The sequence below is a fragment of the Salinimicrobium oceani genome (assembly GCF_012037645.1).
In genome coordinates this window covers 267,003-286,879 of record NZ_JAAVJR010000004.1, presented here as the reverse complement: position 1 = coordinate 286,879, position 19,877 = coordinate 267,003, and the positions used below count along the sequence as shown (strand labels likewise).

Below are 19,877 nucleotides of genomic sequence, written 5' to 3'. Positions count from 1 at the left end.
GATAATGTTTTATATGTCGATGTTTAAACCAATTGTATATGTCTTTGCAGGAGGCGCAGAATAGAACGTTTCTCCTACATTAATATTGAAGTTCCCATTGTTATCATAGGTAGATTCAGGATCATAACCACTATAATCTGTAAAGGTCAGTAAATTAATACCAGTGAAATAAACTCTTAACCTGTCTACAGAGAATTTCTGAGTCCATTCAAAAGGAAAAGTATATCCTAAGGCGAGATTACGCAATCTTATAAAATCTGATTCCTCAAGATATCTGGAAGAATCCTGTTGCCCATTAGTTCTATACATCCTGGCTTGTGGCACATCTGTAATATCTCCCGGCTGCTGCCATCTGTTAAGCTGGTCTACTGTCTGGTTATCTTCATATCGTGCGTTTCCAGACTGGAATTTCCCTCCTGAATTATACAGGGATGAACCCCATTCTCCCTGAAAGGTGAACGAGAAGTCAAAATTGTGGAAGTACATTGTGTTGGTCAATCCTACCATAAGATCTGGATAAGGGCTTCCCAGAACCACTCTTTGTGCTTCGTTATAATTAGCCGTAGTTGACCTGTCACGGCTTCCATCGGCTAGTAAAGTGTTAGTATAGAATAAGGCGTCTCCATTTGCGGGATCAACCCCGGCATATTCTACCAGGTAAAAGGAAGAAATCGTTTCTCCTTCTCGTACGATGTTCACTCCAGAAACAATGTCGCCTCCTGGAAGCTCTGTCACCTCATTATCGAGCGTGGAAAGGTTGAAAGAAGTATCCCACTTAAAGTTTTCTGAAGTAAAGTTCTTGGTGTTAAGAACGAATTCAAAACCTCTGTTGGCCATAGAACCTACGTTTCTGGTAATACTTGGGAAACCTGAAGTTCCTGGTACCGGCTGGTTCAGTAAGAGATCGTTGGTCTTTTTCACATAGTAATCCATTTCACCAGAGAGCCTGTTATTGAACAAACCAAAATCAACTCCAATATCCAACTGGTCGGTTCTCTCCCACTTGAGATCGGGATTTCCTAACTGACTTGGATATAAGGTAGCGATCTTGTTGTATGCTCCCCCGCTAAAGAGGCCGAGGCTAGCAAAATTTCCAATTCCGGCGTTCCCGGTAATACCCCAGCTACCTCTTAATTTCAGCAAAGAGAAAGTTCTGGAATCTGCAAGAAAATCTTCTTCAGAAATGATCCAGCCTGCCGAAGCAGCCGGGAACCAACCATACCTGTTTTCGGCTCCAAAACGAGAAGATCCGTCATATCTCAAACTGGCTTTAAGAAGATATTTGTCGAACAACGAGAATGTTGCCCGGCTGAAATAAGAAAGGAAGTTGTATTTCGTCCTGGTTGAGAAGCCGTCAATAATTTCTGAAGCACTGTCAACGGTTTGTAAATCATCTGAAGCAAATCCCGTACCTGCAACAAATTGTCTTTTCCTGGCACTTTCTTCAAAGCTCATCCCCAGTACCACTTCGAGGTCGTAATCCTCATCAAAAGTAGTACTGTAAGTGAAGTAATTACTAAGATTGTACCTGTCAGATTGCACCGCGTTGGCATCTGCATAACCGTTTGTGGAGGCAGATTCAGTTAAGCTCCCTGCAAAATATTCTTCTGTCTGATTGTTATTATCATAACCGAATTCACTTCTAAAGCTCAATTCATCTAAAAGATAATATTCAGCATAAGCATTAAATAATACCCTGAAAATATCAGAATCCCAGTCACCATTATATTCCTGCATGAGGAAGTTATAATAGATGGTGCTTTCATTATTAGGAATTCCATTCTCAAGATAAGCGGGAGAAAGTGGAGACTGTGCTACCGCCTGTAATGGCGTAGAGAATGAGTTGTCTGTTCCAATCCTGGAGATTTGGGTCTTACTTATTCCCACATTGACACCAACATTTAACCGCTCACTGGCCTTGTGATCTACATTTGTTCTTACCGAATACCGCTCAAGATCATTTCCTCTCACAATAGCTTCGGTTCTGTTATAACCTCCGGAAGCGAAAAAGGTTGTTTTCTCATTACCACCGGAAACAGAGATGGTATGATCCTTTACCGAACCATCAACAAGTGCCAGAGATTGCCAGTCTGTATCTACTGCGCCATTCCTCCAGTCGAGGCCATTTGCCATCCAGTCGAAATATCCGCCTTCTTCTGTAAGCCATGTATCTGCCGCCCCGTAAGTGTTTGCTGAAGCCTCAGTAAATAATTCAACATATTGCTCGGCGTTCAGCCAGTCAAGGGTATTTGTAGGTTCGCTCCATCCCATTGAAGTATTGAGGGAGATTTTTGTCTTACCAGATTTACCAGATTTTGTAGTGATCAAAACTACCCCGTTGGTTCCTCTTGCCCCGTAAATCGCCGCAGAAGATGCATCCTTTAAAATCTCTATGGATGCAATATCGTTGGGATTAAGTGAGATCAATGGGTTTATTGGTGCCTGTGAAACAGATTCGTCATCATTGATCAAAGGCATGCCGTCAATCACGTACAGCGGTTCCTGCGAAGAAGAAATACTGGAAATACCTCTAATTCTCATTTTCACACCTCCCTCGACTTTTCCATTGATCTGCGTGATCTGAACCCCCGCAGCTTTTCCTGTCAAAGCTCCCTGTAAACTGGGAATAGGAATGTTATTGATCTCTTCTTCAGAAATGGAAGCAATATTATCGGTAACTTTCCTTTTGGACTGTGTACCGTAACCTACTACAACCACCTCTTCAAGGCTATTGTCTGAAGCCATTTGAACGTTGATCACATCTTCTGTGCCTACCGTTCTTTTCTCAGTTCCAAATCCCACAAAAGAGAAAACAAGTACATCTCCGGGATTGGCTGTAATGCTGTAGTTCCCATCAAAATCTGTCTGGGTTCCCCGAGAGGTGCCCTCAATAATGATGTTCACCCCAATAAGTGGCAGGCCATTTTCTCCTACCACGGCTCCGGAAACTTCTTTTTCCTGAGCCAAAACAATTGTTGAGATTAGAAAAAATCCCAATAAAAGGTAATTTTTAATTTTCATAAGTTAATCTGTTTGAATTAGCCAATGCGTAAATTAAGAATAAAAAGTTAATTTTTTGCAAAAATACCTGAGATTGCTGCTGAAGCAACAGAATTTTACCTGAATTTTCTGCTTTTGACAAACCCACTGATCATTTTAAATGCATTTGTTAGAAGTTTCAGCCACGGCTGAATTTCCCCAAATGATTTCAGTCTAAGGTGTCAAAAAGGGCAAAAATCTCTTTCCTCTTTCCCCTGCTTAAATTGTAAGTTTGTAAAAGGCGAAATGTGCCCGACTAACTGTTACGCGAAATATATTATATTGAAATTATATGATCAAAGATTTACAAGACACCACAGAATTTCTTGAAGCCCGAGGCTTTGATAAGCCAGAAATTGGGATCATCCTTGGCACCGGCCTGGGGAAATTAATTGATGAAATAGAAGTAATTGCAGAAGTTAGCTACAATCATATCCCCGGGTTTCCTACAGCAACGGTAGAATTTCATAAGGGAAAGCTCATTTTTGGAAAGCTTGAGAATAAAAAGGTAGTGGTCATGCAGGGTCGCTTTCATATTTACGAGGGCTATTCCCTTTGGGATGTGACTTTTCCAGTGCGAATAATGAAGAGACTGGGTATAAAAAAGCTTCTAATCTCTAATGCTGCCGGTTCCCTGAATCCTAAATTTAAGAAAGGAGACATCATGCTCATCGATGATCATATCAATCTACAGGGAGGTTCTCCTCTGGCCTTTAGAGGTGTCGAACAACTCGGTACAAGATTTACCGACATGAGCGCTCCTTATGACCAGCAAAGCGGCCGCATAATGCAGGAAATTGCTAAAGAAAATGGATTTCCCCTACACAAGGGAGTTTATGTTGCGGTAGTTGGACCTCAACTGGAAACCAGGGCCGAATATGGCTTTTTACGCACCATAGGAGCAGATGCTGTTGGAATGAGTACGGTGCCTGAAGTTATAGTTGCCAATCATTTGAAAATTCCAATTGCAGCAGTTTCTGTTTTGACAGATGAAGGTAATCCCGATGATCTTAAACCGGTCGATATTCAGGATATCATTGAAACAGCAGGGAAAGCAGAACCACAAATGATCACGCTCTTTAGAGAATTGATCAAGCGCATTGAACTAAAACCTGCGGAATAAATGTCGTCCCCCGAACATGTGGTAATAATTGGTAACGGCGTGGCCGGGATCACAGCCGCGCGCCATATTCGCCGCATTTCTGATAAGAAGATCACAGTTATTTCTGCGGAAAGCGATTACTTCTTTTCCCGCACTGCCCTAATGTACGTGTACATGGGGCATATGAAGTGGGAGCACCTGAAGCCTTATGAAGACTGGTTTTGGAAAGAGAACCACATTGAACTGAAAAAAGCTTTTGTTGAAAAAATAGAACCTGCCTCAAAAAAGCTCTTTTTGAAAGGTGAGGAAACGATGAGTTTTGACAAGCTTATTCTTGCCACAGGTTCTGTTCCCCGCTTTTTAGGGTGGGAAGGAGAAGATCTTAACGGAGTTCAGGGGTTGGTTTCTAAGCAGGACCTGGAATTGCTGGAAGAGAATACCCGCAACTGCAAAAGTGCAGTTATTGTTGGCGGCGGACTCATTGGAGTCGAGCTCGCCGAAATGCTCCACACAAGAAATATTCCGGTGACGATGCTCATTCGGGAGAAAGCTTTCTGGCAGAATGTTCTGCCGCTTCAGGATGCAAAATTTATCTCCCGACATATCGAAAGCCATGGGATTGTTCTCAAACATGAAACCGAGCTGAAAAAGATCAATGGTAAAAAGGGCAGAGTTTCTTCAATAGAAACCTCATCTGGAGAAAAAATAGATTGTGATGTGCTGGGCATCTCTGTAGGAGTACGACCAAATATTGCTTTTTTGGAAGGTTCAGGAATAGAAACAGATGCCGGGATTTTAGTAAACCCTTACCTTCAAACCAATGTGCAGGATATTTATGCCATAGGAGATTGTGCGCAGCACCGGGAACCGGTAAGAGGCCGCAAGACAATTGAAGCCGTGTGGTACACCGCCCGAATGATGGGAGAAACAGTGGCACAAACCATCTGCGGGAAACCATTTAGATACAAGCCCGGCCACTGGTTCAACAGCGCAAAATTCTTTGACGTTGAATATCAAACCTACGGAAAGGTATCTGCCAACCCTGAAGAGGATGAGCAGCATTTCCACTGGGAAAACAGAAAAGGAGAGCGAGCCTTGACTATTGCTTTTGATCCAGAGTCATCCAGGTTTCTTGGAATCAACACCTTCGGGATAAGGATGCGCCACGAAGTTTTTAACCGGTGGCTAAAGGAAGAACGGGATCTGGAATTCGTTCTCAAAAATTTACGCCGGGCTAACTTTGACCCCGAATTTTACGACCGGCACGAGAAGGAGATTTTTAGTAGTTTTAAGCAATCGGTATAAGTTGAAACCCTAGACCTCAGAGGTTTTAAAAACCTCTGAGGTCTGCAAAATGGTAGAACATGCAGCAATATCAACCCTTACTTCCAGATCAGTATTTTCACATTTATAACAGGGGAAATAATGGGGAAAATATTTTTATCGAGGAAAGGAATTATCAACACTTCCTTTCCCTAATTAGTAAACACCTTCTTCCTGTCTGTAATGTACTGGCCTATTGCCTGCTGAAAAATCATTTTCATCTTGTGGTTAAAACAAAAGAAGAACAAACTGAAAAAAATATATCCAAAGCTTTTTCCAACTTGTTTAACGCTTATGCTGAGGCAATTAATAAAACATATCATAAGACTGGTAGTCTATTTCAGACTCGCTTTAAGAGAATAATTATAACTAACGAAGACTATTTAAGGAACCTACTTATTTATATTCACTTAAATCCTGAAAATCATAATATGATAGCTGATTTCAGGGACTATAAATATTCTTCTTATCCTATATATCAAACAGGAAAATCAAATTTAATTGATGAAGCAGTTGTTCTGTCACTTTTTGGATCAGCAAAAAATTTCAATGCAGTTCATAAAGCAAAGAGAAAAACAGGATTAGATTTAAATATTAACTTCGACTAAAAATAAAAGACCTCACAGGTCTCAGAGACCTGTGAGGTCGGCCCAACAAATTTATGTCCACACCACAGAACAACATGTCTCTCACAGGAGAACCACCCGCAAAGCTTTCCACTACTCAAAAGGTAGCCACGGGGATTGGCTGGACAGGAATTTTTATTTTTATCCTTGCACTGTTCAACCTTCAACTTCCCTCATTCTTTCTATGGAGCGCGATTGCTCTTATTGCGATAGGAGTGATCATCTTTGCCAATGATCTTTATATTGGAAGGTCTGCCGGAGTGAAAAATGACGGTATCTGGTTCAGATCTATGACTGCACGCGGCATTCTCGCCTGGGGCACCGGAATCCTCCTTACGTTATTCTACATTGTTCTCTACTGGTTCCCACAGTACCTGGGATATAATCCTGACGGTCCTAACGGTGGACTTGTAGCACTGTTCGATCCGCTTAGTAAATTAATTAGCGGACAGCCAGCGAGTCAGTGGTTTGTTTATGGAACCTTATACACCCTTGCCATCCTTGCCTTTGGATATAAGTTCCTGCTCAAGTACCGCCATAACAAATATGAAGTCCTCCGCACCTATTCAGTGATGTTTTTTCAGCTGGGGTTTGCGTTTCTAATTCCGGAGATCCTTATGCGGCTCAATCAGCCGTATTTTAATCCGGTGAATATCTGGCCGCTGAATTACGATCTTTTTGCCGGCTACAAATTGTCGGAGTTCTTTTCTGCCGGCAACATCGGGCTGCTTATGCTCTTCTTTGGAATCGCCTCTATTTTTGTCATTACTCCTATCCTCACCTATTTCTACGGAAAGAGATGGTACTGCTCCTGGGTGTGCGGCTGCGGCGGACTCGCAGAAACTGCCGGCGATCCTTACCGGCATCTTTCAGATAAAAGCCGTGCTGCCTGGAAATTTGAAAGATATATCATTCACACCGTACTGGTACTGGTAGTGGTAATGACCATTGCTGTGGTTTATTCATTTCTGAATGAAAATCCCGATCAGTTCTGGCTGGATAAAAATATATTCCTCCTTGGAACGGCAGTTTTCCTAATCATACTGTTCGGACTTATCTGGATCTTTAAAAGACACAGACTTGCGCGGGATGCTAAAAAAGGGGCTATTATTTCTCTGACTATTGTTTTGGCAATCATCGGTGTTTTCTATTTCAGTGGAATCACTTATGGCTATTTGTTAAGGCAGTGGTACGGTTTCCTCATCGGTGCAGCTTTTTCGGGAGTAATAGGGGTCGGTTTTTATCCCATTTTCGGAAACCGGGTTTGGTGTCGCTTTGGTTGCCCCATGGCTGCAGTGCTGGGAATGCAGCAGCGGCTGTTTTCGAAATTCAGGATCACCACCAACGGCGGACAATGTATCTCCTGTGGTAACTGCTCCACTTACTGTGAAATGGGAATTGACGTGCGGGCATACGCTCAAAAAGGGGAAAATATTGTGCGTTCCAGTTGTGTTGGCTGCGGAATTTGTAGTGCAGTTTGTCCGCGCGGAGTTCTGAAACTGGAAAATGGTTCTCTTGACGGAAGGATCAACAGCGAGGCTGTGTTACTCGGAAATGATGTGGATCTTCTGGACCTCATCAGGGAACAGAAAAAGGCAACAAGAAAAAATTAAAGAAGCACTAATTTCCAGGCTCCAAATACAGTTCAAAAATTTATAGAAATCTTGAATGTTGAATTTTGGACTCAAAATCTTCGGAGATTGATTTCCTTTGCAGCATGCCCTTAATAAAAGTCATTATTCCCGCTTATAACGAAGCCGATTCGATAGGACATGTGGTAAAAGATATTCCGGATCTTGTGGACGAGGTGATCGTGGTAAGCAATAATTCTACAGACAACACGGAGAAAGTTGCAGCACAAGCCGGAGCTACAGTTCTAAAGGAGAATCGGAAAGGTTATGGCTATGCCTGTCTGAAAGGAATGGACTATGTGGCACAGCTTCCGGAAAAACCTGAAATAATCATATTTTTAGATGGCGACTACAGCGATTATCCCGAGGAATTGGAGAAGATCGTGGAGCCAATCCTGAAGCGGGATGTAGATCTTGTGATTGGCGCCAGAGTAAAACGCTGGCGGGAAAAAGGAGCTATGACCTTTCCGCAGATCTTTGGAAATTGGCTCGCCACAGGTCTTATGAAGCTATTTTTTAATGCGAGATTTACAGATCTTGGTCCTTTCAGGGCGATAAAGTATGATAAACTACTCGCTCTGAATATGGAAGACAAAACCTATGGCTGGACGGTGGAAATGCAGCTAAAGGCACTAAAAAAGAACTACTATTACGAAGAAGTACCGGTGCATTACCGCAACAGGATTGGAATATCCAAAGTTTCAGGCACAGTCAAAGGAGCTTTTATGGCAGGAGTAAAAATCCTTACCTGGATCTTTAAATACAGTTTCAAGTAATGGAGATAGCAGTGTTGATCATATTTTCGTTGTTGATGTTGGCGGTATTCCTTTACAGCCTGTCTCTGCTACATCTGCTGATCAACTTCCGCAAAAGCCGGAGACAAAAAAATACCTCTCAAAAATGGCATTTTTCAGACCCTTCTCAAATTCCCTTTGTTACTATTCAATTGCCGCTTTACAACGACAAACCCGTAGTGGAGCGCCTGCTTCGGAATATAGCCCGCATAGATTACCCTCTCGACAAACTGGAAGTGCAGGTGCTGGATGATTCCACAGATGATTCCAAAGCCTTAACTGCCGGAATTATTTCAGAATTAAAAGCTGATGGTTTTCCAATTGAACATATTACCCGGAAAAACCGGATAGGTTTTAAAGCCGGTGCCCTCAAAGCTGGATTAGAAATAGCAAAAGGTGAATTTATCGCCATTTTTGATTCCGATTTTTTACCTCAACCAGATTGGTTAAAAAAGACGATTCCACACTTTAAAAATGAAAAACTCGGTGTTGTCCAGACTCGGTGGGGACATTTGAACGAAAATTATTCCCTGCTCACAAGATTACAGGCTTTTCTGCTCGATTACCATTTTGTCCTTGAACAAACCGGTCGCAGTTTTGGGAAGCATTTTATCAATTTCAACGGTACTGCCGGAGTGTGGCGAAAAAGCTGCATTCTGGAAGCCGGAAACTGGGAAGGCGATACGCTCACGGAGGATCTTGATCTTAGCTACCGCGCCCAGCTTAAAGGTTGGGAGTTCAAGTACCTCGAAGAAGTTGTAACTCCTGCCGAACTGCCAATTACCATTGCTGCAGCGCGATCCCAGCAATTCCGATGGAATAAAGGGGCAGCAGAGAACTTTCAGAAAAATTTCGGAAAAGTACTAAGGGATAAAAACCTCACTTTTGCCACCCGTGTTCAGGGCTTATTCCACCTCCTGAACAGCAGCTTTTTCTTCGTTGTGCTCTTAATGGGGATAGTGAGCATTCCGGTACTTTTCCTTATAAACGATCCAGCCTACAGCAGCGTTTTTGAGGTTATGACCATTTTTGTACTAAGTCCCCTGATCTTCTTTATTACGTATTATTCGGCATATAAGGAACTCCATAAAAGCGACCGCTTTAGCATCTTAAAATTCATGGGTTTATTTTTAACCTTCTTTTCGATTGCGATGGGGCTTTCCCTGCATAATTCGGTTGCAATCTTAGAAGGACATTTCGGAAAAAAGAGCGAGTTTATAAGAACTCCAAAATTTAATTTGAGTAACAATCAAAAATCCTTTAAGAAAACTGGCGTAAAATGGAATCTTCAACTGATCCTGGAAATGCTGTTGATGCTGCTCTTTGCCTTCGGAATTTTTTCTGCTTTTAAAATTGGAGCATACAGCCTCCTGCCTTTTCACCTTATGATGTTTTTTGGGTTTTCATATGTGGTATTGACATCGTTAAATGTGGAGATCTTCTCCGGTAAAAAATCAGACCTCACAGGTTTTGAAAACCTGTGAGGTCTTGTGTAGTATGAAGAAATTTCTCAACCTCCACAAGATTCCGCTCCTCATCTTTCTTAGCTGCTGCGCTTTTTACCTGGCCTTCGCCTACGACCTGGAAAGAACAGATTTCTTCAAGCTTTCATCCCTCTACGGCGGACTTTTCTTTCTGAGCTGGAAGTTCTTTCAAATGCAGCGCTACAACCTGAAAATTCTGTTAGCTGCTGCCGTTGTTTTTCGCGTACTCTTCTTGTTCGCTACACCTAATCTCTCGCAAGATTTCTTCAGGTTTATCTGGGATGGCAGATTACTGCTGCAAGGAATTAATCCGTATCTGACCACTCCAAATGAGATCTTTTCTTCAGGAAGTTTACCCTTTTCGGGCGCCAGGGAGCTCTATGATGGAATGGGCAGCTTAAGTGCAGGAAATCCTACCAGTTATCCGCCGCTTAATCAGGTTTTCTTTGCTTTTGCTGCCTTGCTCGGCGGAAAAAGTATAATGACAAGTGTGATCTGGCTCCGAATAACTATCATCGCCGCCGATATAGGGATCTTCTACCTCGGAAAAAAACTTCTGAAGCACCTGAAGCTACCTGAAAGCAACATTTTCCTTTATCTTCTGAATCCGCTGATCATCATTGAGCTTACCGGAAACTTACATTTTGAAGGGCTAATGCTGTTCTTTCTTGTCGCAGCATTGTATTTACTACAGCGTCAAAAATGGCTTTTTAGCGCCCTTTTATTTTCCTGTTCTGTTGCGTTAAAGTTAATTCCGCTAATGTTCCTGCCATTGCTTTTCAGAAGGCTGGGGTGGAAAAAAGCTATAACATATTATGCAGTTACCGGAGTTTTGCTGTTGCTCTTCTTTCTCCCGTTCCTTTCAGGCGAATTTGCAGAGAATTTCTTCAGCAGTATAAATCTGTGGTTTCAAAAATTCGAATTCAATGCCAGCTTTTACTACCTCATCAGGTGGATAGGATTTCAGGTTGAAGGTTATAACATCATTGCAATTGCAGGACCTGCCATGGCGGCTGTGGTTTTTGTTTCAGTTATCTCCTTATCAATATTTAGAAAGAATTCCGAAGGAAGAGGTTTGGTCACCAGCATGATGTTTGCCTCTGCAATATACCTGTTCCTGGCTACGACCGTACATCCATGGTATCTGGCAACACCGTTGCTACTTTCAGTGTTCACCAGATACAAGTTCGTGCAGGTTTGGAGCCTTATGGTGGTGCTCAGTTATTTTGCATATTCGCAACCGGATTATGCAGAGAATTTGTGGCTCATCGCCGTGGAGTATGTTATTGTGTTCGGAGTAATGTTCTTCGAAATTTTCTCGCAAAGACCGCAAAGTTTTTCCGCAGAGGACGCAAAGGTGGACCTGAAAATTCCACACGAAGCGAAATAAGGCAAAAGAAGAGCACTAAGAAAAAGTGGATAGAAGGAAGTGGTTTTAACTAATCACTAATTTATCCGTGCATCAGTGGCTGATAATTAAACTATTCCTTTGCTACTATCTCCATGTTATCAAGTCTCAAGATCAATCCCGCCATCCTCTATTAATTTCCGCGTAATCACCGCGAATACAGCTTTACTCAAAGAAGCCGTACATCTTGGTAGTCCTGTGAAGCTTCCTGCTGTCGTGATTGCTTTCCTAGTCAAAAACTTTTGAATATACCGGCTGATTTTCATTATAAAATTGCCAGTCCGGGAACATTGGCCTCTTCCATTAGATACTTCACATGTTGTGTGAGAGAGTCAGCAGATATTGAACCATCCAGCTGCTCAATTTCCTGTGCAAAACCGGATCCCGAAAAGCAAAAGAAGAAAATAATTGTTGCAGCCGCCATTTTTCCCGAAGTTCTGCTCTTCTTTTTCTTCCTGATAAAAGGGATCGAGAGTGGGTAATAACTTTTAAAATTATTCAAGGCTGTAAAAATGTTTACGAGCATTACTACTACAGCGTAAGGAATTATTAATAGCATGAGGGTAAATAAAGAACCCCAGTTGATAAATATCCGACCAATAAATATCCCAATTAAAGCCAACAGCAGAAATAGACTGACCATCGTAAGCTGAAAGTTTACCACTTTCCTGCCGTGTTCATCATAGATCTTGCTGTCCTCCCGTTTATGGATCCACAAGAACAGCGGAATAAAAATATTAGCCAATGGCACCACAAAACCTATAAAGGGCGTGGCGTGCATTAGCAGTAGCCATTTTTTTTGAATGCTCTCCTCTTTCGGATCTTCCAGGACAATTAGCTCATCTACTTCCACTTCTAAAGCAGTAGCTAATAATTTAATAGTTTGAGGGTGCGGATCTGTCTCTCCTTTTTCTATTCTTTGAATAGTGCGTACCGTTACATTGGTTCTATCTGAAAGATCTTTTTGAGTCAGCCCTTTTAATTTTCTCTGGTAAACGAGATTTTCAGCAAGTTTGTTTTTATCGTCCATATCATTTGTTGTTTAAAACAAAACTACCTCAAAAAGCCTGTTTTTTGGGTGACATATACGTGTCACCTGGATGTCATTTGCCCATGAATAGTGGCTTCCTGAGCCTGATGGCCTATTCTTGTCACAATTTAAGAATAAATAACAAGTCGATTAGCTGGAGGCCTGAGCTATCCTAAAAAGCAAAAATCCCGAAAGTTTTACCTCCGGGATTTTTAATTTTTCTTTTCAGAAATATCTTTACATATCCAAAATGTGAGCAAAGATCAATGGCGCCACAATTGTCGCATCACTCTCTATTACAAATTTTGGTGTGTCTTTGTCAAGTTTACCCCAGGTGATCTTTTCATTGGGTACTGCTCCGGAATAAGAACCGTAGCTGGTAGTAGAATCAGAGATCTGGCAGAAATAGCTCCAGAATGGAATATCATGCATCTCCATATCCTGGTACAACATAGGCACCACACAAATAGGAAAATCTCCGGCTATACCTCCTCCAATCTGAAAGAAACCAACTCCATTATCTGTGTTCTTCATATACCAGTCGGCTATAAAGCCCATATATTCAATACCCGATTTCATAGTACTCGCCTTCAGCTCTCCTTTCATCACGTAAGAAGCAAAGATGTTCCCCATGGTACTGTCTTCCCAGCCCGGAACTACCATTGGCAGGTTCTTTTCGGCTGCGGCATACATCCATGAATCCTTCAGGTCGATCTCGTAATATTCTTCCATCACTCCGCTCAGCAAAAGCTTGTACATATATTCATGCGGAAAATATCTTTCCCCTGCAGCTTCAGCATCTTTCCAGATCTTCACAATATGCTTCTGAATTCTTCTGAAAGCCTCTTCTTCAGGAATACAGGTATCAGTCACCCGATTGAGTCCACGCTCCAGCAGGTCCCACTCGTCCTGAGGTGTTAGATCCCGGTAGTGTGGCACGCGTTCGTAATGAGTATGAGCAACAAGGTTCATGATATCTTCTTCGAGATTGGCACCGGTACAGGAGATGAACTGCACTTTATCCTGACGGATCATCTCTGCGAAAATCTTCCCGATCTCTGCTGTACTCATAGCCCCGGCCATGGTAACCATCATCTTGTTACCCTTATCCAGCTGCTCCCGGTATCCTTTTGCAGCATCCACAAGCGCTGCAGCATTAAAATGTTTAAAATGTCTTTCGAGGAATTCTGTAATTGCTCCTTTACTCATCGTCTTCGTCTTCGGTTTTATTTAAATATTTGAATTTGTAGCTCAGCATTTTATAATAAAGCTTTGCCGCTAAAAAGTCTGATGACCTTTCATTCTCATTTGGATTGAGCTCTACAATATCAAATCCTACTACGTTTTTCTTTTTGAACATCAGCTTTAGGAATTCCAGAGTTTCATACCAGAACATCCCTCCCGGTTCGGGAGTACCAGTAGATGGCAGAATAGAAGGATCAAACGCATCAAGGTCGATCGTGATGAAAACGTTTGGAGTCATTTGCCCTATAGCATCGTCCATCCAGTCCTCATAAAGATCATGAGCCCAGTAAACCTGGTTCTCATCCATATGATCGAGTTCTGAAACATCCATAGAACGAATTCCTACCTGGATAAGGTTTGCTTTTTTACTGGCTTCATGCACTGCACAGGCGTGGTTACAGGTAGTGCCATCATATTCGGGACGAAGATCAGCATGGGCATCGATCTGCACCACGGTAAGATCTTCAAAACTCTCATTGAAAGCCCTGATCGTTCCAATAGAAATAGAATGTTCGCCTCCAAAAATTGTTACGAATTTCTCCTGCTTAATGTAATTTTTGACAGTTTTATGAACCGCCTCTACCATTTTCTCTGGAGAAGAATTCTCTGTCACCGGCGGAGCAAGATAAACTCCTTTTTTATAGACTTCTGTACGGGTTTCGATATCGAAGAGCTCCATATTCTCTGAAGCTTCCAGAAAAGCATCGGGGCCTTTATCGGCACCCTTTCCCCAGGTACTCGTTCCATCATATGGGACCGGGATCAAAACTACTTTTGCGTCATCTAAACGTGCATACTTGTCCGGAATGCCGGCGTAATTCTTTTTATTCATTTTGTTAGCGATTGTTGTGTTCTAATTGCTTCAATTATATATAATTAAAAATAAAAAAATTCGTGACTATTTCTCGTACCCGAGAATTTTCAGAAAATCCTGAGGCTCCTGCTGCTCGCTAAATAACCTGGTCTCCAGATTTCCGTCTTTATCTTTATTGATAAGGATCTGTTTTGGCTGCGGAATAAGGCAGTGCTGTAATCCACCAAAACCACCTATAGTGTCCTGGTAAGCTCCTGTATTAAAGAAGCCGATATATAGTGGCTTTTCCCTTTTGTACTTGGGCAAATAAATTGCGTTGGTATTCTGCTCGGAATTGTAGTAATCATCGCTATCACAGGTCAATCCCCCCAGCAGTACTCTTTCATATTCGTCGTTCCAGCGATTGACTGCAAGCATCACAAACTTCTTACTTATAGCCCAGGTATCTGGCAGGGTGGTGATGAAAGATGAATTGATCATATTCCATTTTTCCCTGTCATTCTGCTGCTTCTGATAAAGAATCTCATAGATCGCACCACCACTTTCACCTACTGTAAATGAGCCAAATTCAGTAAAGATGTGAGGCACCTCAACTTCAGCTTCATCACAGGCTATCTTGATCTGGTTTACGATCTCCTCGACCATGTACTTATAATCATACTCAAAATGAAGAGAGTTCTTTACAGGGAAACCGCCTCCAATATTAAGGCTATCCAGAGAAGGACAGATCCTTTTCAGATTGATGTACACCCGTAAACACTTTAGCAATTCGTTCCAGTAATAGGCAGTATCACGAATTCCTGTGTTGATAAAGAAATGGAGCATTTTAAGCTCTACCTGCTCATTATCCTTGATCTGCTTGTTGAAAAAAGGAACAATGTTCTTATATCCTATTCCTAGTCGCGAGGTGTAGAATTCAAACTTAGGCTCTTCTTCCGAAGCGATCCTTATCCCTATCTTGTATTTTCCATCAATAGCTTCAGATAGAAGGTCTATTTCTTCGTAATTATCAATGATGGGAATACAATTCTCATGGCCACCATTAATAAGATTGGCAATGTTGCTTATGTAACCATTGCGTTTGAACCCATTACAAATTACATAGGTCTCATTGGTGATCTTCCCCTTTTTCTTCAGGTTCTCAACAATATTTATGTCTACAGAAGCCGAAGTTTCGATATGGATATCGTTTTTAAGAGCTTCGTTGAGTACATGTTCAAAATGCGAGCTCTTAGTACAATAGCAATAGTTGTATGATCCTTTATAATCATGCTTTTCTAAAGCATCGGCAAACCATTTTTTTGCTTTGTTGATGTTCTCGGAAATCTTTGGGAGGTACGTGAACTTCAAAGGAGCACCATATTCCTTAACCAGTTCCATGAGGTCAATTCCATGAAATTGCAGTTCGCTACCTTCAACCGTAAATTCTTCCTGGGGAAAATAGTATGTCTGGTCGATTAAATCGCTATACTTCGTATTCAATTTTTACGTGATAAGGTTTAAAGTTAAAAAGTAGAAATTATAAGCCAATGCTGAAAAAATAAGGTGATAAAAGTTTGTTAAGGCTATGGAAGCCGGGGCAGGAATATTCTAATAACCAAACCGATACTACCGGCGGTGTTTCTTTCATCGTATTAGCTTAGCAAAAGCAAATGTATTAAAAAGCCAGAAAGTTGCAGGTTTTTTTTCATTTCTGCATTACAACTTTCTGGCGTCATTTTTTGATTCGTTGTAGCTGTCTAAATGTTGGACAAGTTGATCACTTCCTGCTTGCTCAATGTTCTCCAGTGACCGCGGGTAAGGTCTTTTTTCGTGAGTCCGCCATACACTACTCTGTCAAGTTTCACAACCTCATACCCCAGGCTCTTAAAAATTCTTTGTACAATATGAGCTTTGGTACTTCTTATCTCGAGACCTACCTCTCTCTTAGGTTTATTTTCAACATAACTTACCTCGGTAACTTTTGCTGTACCATCTTCAAGGTTCACTCCTTCTTTTATCTTCTGAAGATCGTCATAAGCCAGGTCCTTATCTAATTCAATATGATAGATCTGTCGAATTCCATTCTTAGGATTTGAAAGATTCTTGGCCATTGCTCCATCATTTGTGAACAGCAGCAAGCCTGTAGCCTGGGTATCCAATTTTCCCACAGGATCAAGTTTAGACTTAGAGGCATTAGCGATAAGATCCATCACCGTTCTGTTCTTTTTTTCCAAACTCCCGGTAACATAAAATCCTTTGGGCTTGTTAAGGAGAACGTATTCTGGTTTTTCGGGATAGATGCGACGCCCATCAAACTTCACCTCATCCTTTAGCTGCACGCGATGTCCCATTTCGGTAACCACCTGGCCATTTACCGTTACGCTACCTGCGGCAATATATATATCTGCATCTCTTCTGGAACAAACGCCAGAATTGGCTACATATTTATTTAATCTAATTCCCTCGGCTTTAGCTGCCGCCGGCTTATTCTTTACCGGCGCATTGCCGCGTGACATATTTTTAGGATCCTTCTCATTCCTGTTCACCGGCGCATTTCCACGGGAATGGGATTTGGAGCGCTCACCGCCGCCTTGCCTTCCGCCGTAAGTCTTTCCGGAAGAACGGTCTCCCCTGCTTCCAGATGACCTGTCATTTCTACTCATAATCAATTAATTTTGCACAAAGATAGTGGTTTGTTTAATAAAAGATTTGAAGATACCAGGATTTGAAAATTTGAAGATGAATAGGGTTAATTGGAGAATGGTTAATTAGGGATTAATCTGCGGAATCTGCGGGAATGTTTTTCAATTAACTGTGATCAATTACCAATGAACAGGTTTTCTTTGCGCTCTTTGCGCTCTACCTTCGCAGTCTCTGCGTAGTACATTTATGATTTAAAGATTAAAGTGTTTACCCACCGAAGCTGGAGCTCCAAATTTCCAGCCTTTACCCGCCGCAACTCGAGATCATGCTAGCAAAATCCCATTATACAATATCCAATATACATTATACCTTTAGAAAACTCTACTCAACAACGCATCGACATCGATTAACAGGATACTAAAAACCCCCGCCACGATGATGAACTTTAAAAGGTTATGCAGCAACAAATATTGCCATTTTGCGCGGCTAAAGTAGAGAATCAGGACGAAGAGCAGCAATAAACCTACGGCTGCATAAAAGAAGTAGTACATTTTCCCAATCTCGAAATGAAAGATCAGAAAATAAACAGGGATCGTGGAAAGTAACGCCAAAAATGTTAGCAAGATCTTGCTCAGGCTTTCTCCATACACAATAGGGATAGTTCTATAACCCTGGGCCAGGTCTCCTTTCATGTTCTCCAGATCTTTCACCGGTTCTCTCATAAGAATGATAAGATATAGAAAAGTGGCGTGAACCAGAATTACAGTATCAAAATTCTTGTAGTATAAAAAGACAGCAAAAAAAGGGGTGATCGTAATAATTGATGCCAGTAAATTATTGAGGAAAAGCACCTTTTTGAGACGGTGGGAATAGAACCAGATCACAAAAATATAGATCGAAAAGAACACAACTGCTCTGAAGGAAATATAACTGGCAAAGAAAATTCCGGCAAGATTGAGAATGAAATATACAGAGAGTTTTGTCCGCTGACTAACAAATCTGTCCAGCATGGTCTTCTGCGGACGGTTAATCAAATCCTTTTCGCTATCGTAAAAGTTGTTAATGATATATCCTGAAGCTACAATAGATGCAGTAGCCAGCACCATAAAAAATAGATTCGCATCAAAAAGCACCTGTCCCATAGGATGATCGGGTGCAAGAATAAAAATTGAAGTAAGATATTGTGCAATGACCAGCACCAGGATGTTATAGCCCCTAATGACCGAAATAAAGCTGAGAACCTTTAACAGAAACCGCTTTTTTGAGAGCTGCGCCATAAAACCCTAGAAGTTGTAGACTACTTCCAGGCGATAATCCTTTAATGCTTTTCGGGCCTTTTCAATATCTTCTGTGAAACCTAAAATGTATCCCCCACCACCAGAGCCGCAAAGCTTCAGGTAGTAGTCGTTGGTCTCAATACCATGCTTCCAAAGCTTATGGAATTGTGCAGGGATCATAGGTTTAAAGTTGTCCAGCACTACGTGAGATAATTTTTTGATGTTCCCAAAAAGGGATTTTACATCTCCATTCAGGAAGTCATCCACACAGGCATCGGTATGTTTTACGAACTGATCTTTCAGCATTTTCCTGAAAGGCTCCTGCTTCATATTCTCCATAAAGATATTTACCATGGGAGCAGTTTCCCCAACAGATCCACTATCCAGAAGGAAAACGGCACCTTTTCCATTCACTGTCTGTGACGGAATGCCCGCAGGCTCGATATTATCTTTGGAATTGATAAGGATTGGAATGCTCAAATAGGAGTTCAATGGATCAAGACCCGAAGATTTTCCGTGGAAGAAAGATTCCATTTCTCCAAAGATCTTTTTCAGCTTTAGAAGCTTTTCACGCGTCAGGTTTTCAAGAACAGTGATCTTGTCAACAGCATATTCATCGTAAATAGCAGCTACTAAGGCTCCACTGCTCCCTACCCCATATCCCTGCGGAATACTGGAATCAAAATACATGCCTTTTTCAATATCCTCTTTTAGCTCCTTCAGGTTGAACTGAACAAGTTCAGGCTTCTCCTGCTGAAGGTTCTCAAGATAATCGGCAAATCTCTGAAGACTCAGATTTGATTTTTGAGCAGCTTCCGAAGGATTTTCGTCCACCTTTAGCGCCCCGTTGTAAAAATTATAGGGAATAGATAAACCTTTGGAATCTTTGATGATCCCATACTCTCCAAAAAGGAGGATTTTTGAATAAAATAAAGGTCCTTTCATAGTGACTGCGTATTTGTTTTCTGGTCAAGAGTTAACATACCATAGGCAGAAAGATCTTCATCCACCTTGGTCCAATGCACCCCATAACCTCCGGGGGAAATTGTGTAATCCAATAATTCTTCCTCAGTAGCATTATAAAGTTTGGGATACCATCTTAAGGGAGCACCAATTTCACGACCATCCTCTAAAGAAAAGAAAACTTTCTCATCTCTGAAGAGAACCTCTTTAATTTTTATGTCAGTCTTAACTGTTTTCATTCCCGTGAAATTCATCCCATTTCCGAAGAAAATAAAAGCGATTTTGTTCTACTATTTCTAGTATCGCATTCAAATCCTGTTTCTTAACATTATAACTGTACATCAAAGTTAGTGATTCCAAATCAACTTTTAATTCACCTCCTTTACCTGCAACATGAATATGCTTCGGCAAATGTTCGTTTGAATAAAAAAAGAACCTGAAGCCTTTTTCAAGATGTACAGTTGGCATTTAACTTCTTTAGCCCTGCAAAGATATACATTTAACTGAGAAGTAATC

17 protein-coding genes are annotated in these 19,877 nt (G+C 41.5%); 7 read left to right on the top strand and 10 right to left on the bottom strand.

Annotated elements, in window-relative coordinates; all coding sequences use genetic code 11:
- Positions 1 to 9: 9 nt before the first annotated feature.
- Entirely contained in the window at positions 10 to 3,021 is a 3,012-nt protein-coding gene (locus HC175_RS09275) for a SusC/RagA family TonB-linked outer membrane protein (RefSeq protein WP_168138205.1), read from the bottom strand.
- Positions 3,022 to 3,331: 310 nt separating this feature from the next.
- Between HC175_RS09275 and HC175_RS09270 the strand changes: the two genes are divergently transcribed.
- From HC175_RS09270 to mptB, 7 genes are all read left to right on the top strand, one after another.
- A complete protein-coding gene (locus tag HC175_RS09270) occupies positions 3,332 to 4,162 on the top strand; it encodes a purine-nucleoside phosphorylase (protein WP_168138204.1) in 831 nt (276 codons plus the stop codon).
- Positions 4,163 to 5,446, top strand: a complete 1,284-nt coding sequence (locus HC175_RS09265; RefSeq protein WP_168138203.1) for an NAD(P)/FAD-dependent oxidoreductase — start codon at positions 4,163 to 4,165, stop codon at positions 5,444 to 5,446.
- A gap of 59 nt (positions 5,447 to 5,505) precedes the next feature.
- Positions 5,506 to 6,072, top strand: a complete 567-nt coding sequence (locus HC175_RS09260) for a transposase (protein WP_235942568.1) — start codon at positions 5,506 to 5,508, stop codon at positions 6,070 to 6,072.
- Between the two features lie 53 nt (positions 6,073 to 6,125).
- Positions 6,126 to 7,703, top strand: coding sequence for a 4Fe-4S binding protein (locus HC175_RS09255; protein WP_168138202.1), 1,578 nt, complete (start codon positions 6,126 to 6,128; stop codon positions 7,701 to 7,703).
- Positions 7,704 to 7,807: 104 nt separating this feature from the next.
- The gene (locus HC175_RS09250; RefSeq protein ID WP_168138201.1) at positions 7,808 to 8,497 is read left to right on the top strand and encodes a glycosyltransferase family 2 protein; all 690 of its coding nucleotides are present in this window, start codon (positions 7,808 to 7,810) and stop codon (positions 8,495 to 8,497) included.
- Complete coding sequence (locus HC175_RS09245) at positions 8,497 to 9,999, top strand: cellulose synthase family protein (protein ID WP_168138200.1); 1,503 nt, start codon at positions 8,497 to 8,499, stop codon at positions 9,997 to 9,999. Before HC175_RS09250 ends, HC175_RS09245 begins: the two co-directional genes overlap by 1 nt.
- Before the next feature lie 13 nt (positions 10,000 to 10,012).
- Complete coding sequence (gene mptB / locus HC175_RS09240) at positions 10,013 to 11,389, top strand: polyprenol phosphomannose-dependent alpha 1,6 mannosyltransferase MptB (RefSeq protein WP_168138199.1); 1,377 nt, start codon at positions 10,013 to 10,015, stop codon at positions 11,387 to 11,389.
- 283 nt (positions 11,390 to 11,672) lie between these two features.
- Here mptB and HC175_RS09235 read toward each other — a convergent pair whose 3' ends face one another.
- From HC175_RS09235 to HC175_RS09195, 9 genes are all read right to left on the bottom strand, one after another.
- A complete protein-coding gene (locus tag HC175_RS09235; protein ID WP_168138198.1) occupies positions 11,673 to 12,437 on the bottom strand; it encodes a helix-turn-helix domain-containing protein in 765 nt (254 codons plus the stop codon).
- A gap of 237 nt (positions 12,438 to 12,674) precedes the next feature.
- Positions 12,675 to 13,646 carry a deoxyhypusine synthase family protein gene (locus HC175_RS09230; RefSeq protein ID WP_168138197.1) on the bottom strand — a complete coding sequence of 324 codons (972 nt, stop codon included), beginning with the start codon at positions 13,644 to 13,646 and terminating at the stop codon, positions 12,675 to 12,677.
- A complete protein-coding gene (gene speB / locus HC175_RS09225) occupies positions 13,639 to 14,514 on the bottom strand; it encodes an agmatinase (protein WP_168138196.1) in 876 nt (291 codons plus the stop codon). The genes HC175_RS09230 and speB overlap by 8 nt, the downstream gene beginning before the upstream one ends.
- A 66-nt stretch (positions 14,515 to 14,580) precedes the next feature.
- On the bottom strand, positions 14,581 to 15,978 hold the full coding sequence (locus HC175_RS09220) for a type III PLP-dependent enzyme domain-containing protein (RefSeq protein WP_168138195.1): 1,398 nt from the start codon (positions 15,976 to 15,978) through the stop codon (positions 14,581 to 14,583).
- 257 nt (positions 15,979 to 16,235) lie between these two features.
- Entirely contained in the window at positions 16,236 to 17,141 is a 906-nt protein-coding gene (locus HC175_RS09215; RefSeq protein ID WP_168138194.1) for a pseudouridine synthase, read from the bottom strand.
- A 351-nt stretch (positions 17,142 to 17,492) separates the two neighbouring features.
- Positions 17,493 to 18,398: a geranylgeranylglycerol-phosphate geranylgeranyltransferase gene (locus HC175_RS09210; protein WP_168138193.1), complete on the bottom strand. Its 906-nt coding sequence runs from the start codon at positions 18,396 to 18,398 to the stop codon at positions 17,493 to 17,495.
- A gap of 6 nt (positions 18,399 to 18,404) precedes the next feature.
- The gene (locus HC175_RS09205; RefSeq protein ID WP_168138192.1) at positions 18,405 to 19,343 is read right to left on the bottom strand and encodes a mevalonate kinase family protein; all 939 of its coding nucleotides are present in this window, start codon (positions 19,341 to 19,343) and stop codon (positions 18,405 to 18,407) included.
- Complete coding sequence (locus HC175_RS09200) at positions 19,340 to 19,600, bottom strand: DUF2442 domain-containing protein (RefSeq protein ID WP_168138191.1); 261 nt, start codon at positions 19,598 to 19,600, stop codon at positions 19,340 to 19,342. The genes HC175_RS09205 and HC175_RS09200 overlap by 4 nt, the downstream gene beginning before the upstream one ends.
- Positions 19,587 to 19,829, bottom strand: coding sequence for a DUF4160 domain-containing protein (locus tag HC175_RS09195; RefSeq protein WP_168138190.1), 243 nt, complete (start codon positions 19,827 to 19,829; stop codon positions 19,587 to 19,589). Before HC175_RS09195 ends, HC175_RS09200 begins: the two co-directional genes overlap by 14 nt.
- Between the last annotated feature and the right edge of the window lie 48 nt (positions 19,830 to 19,877).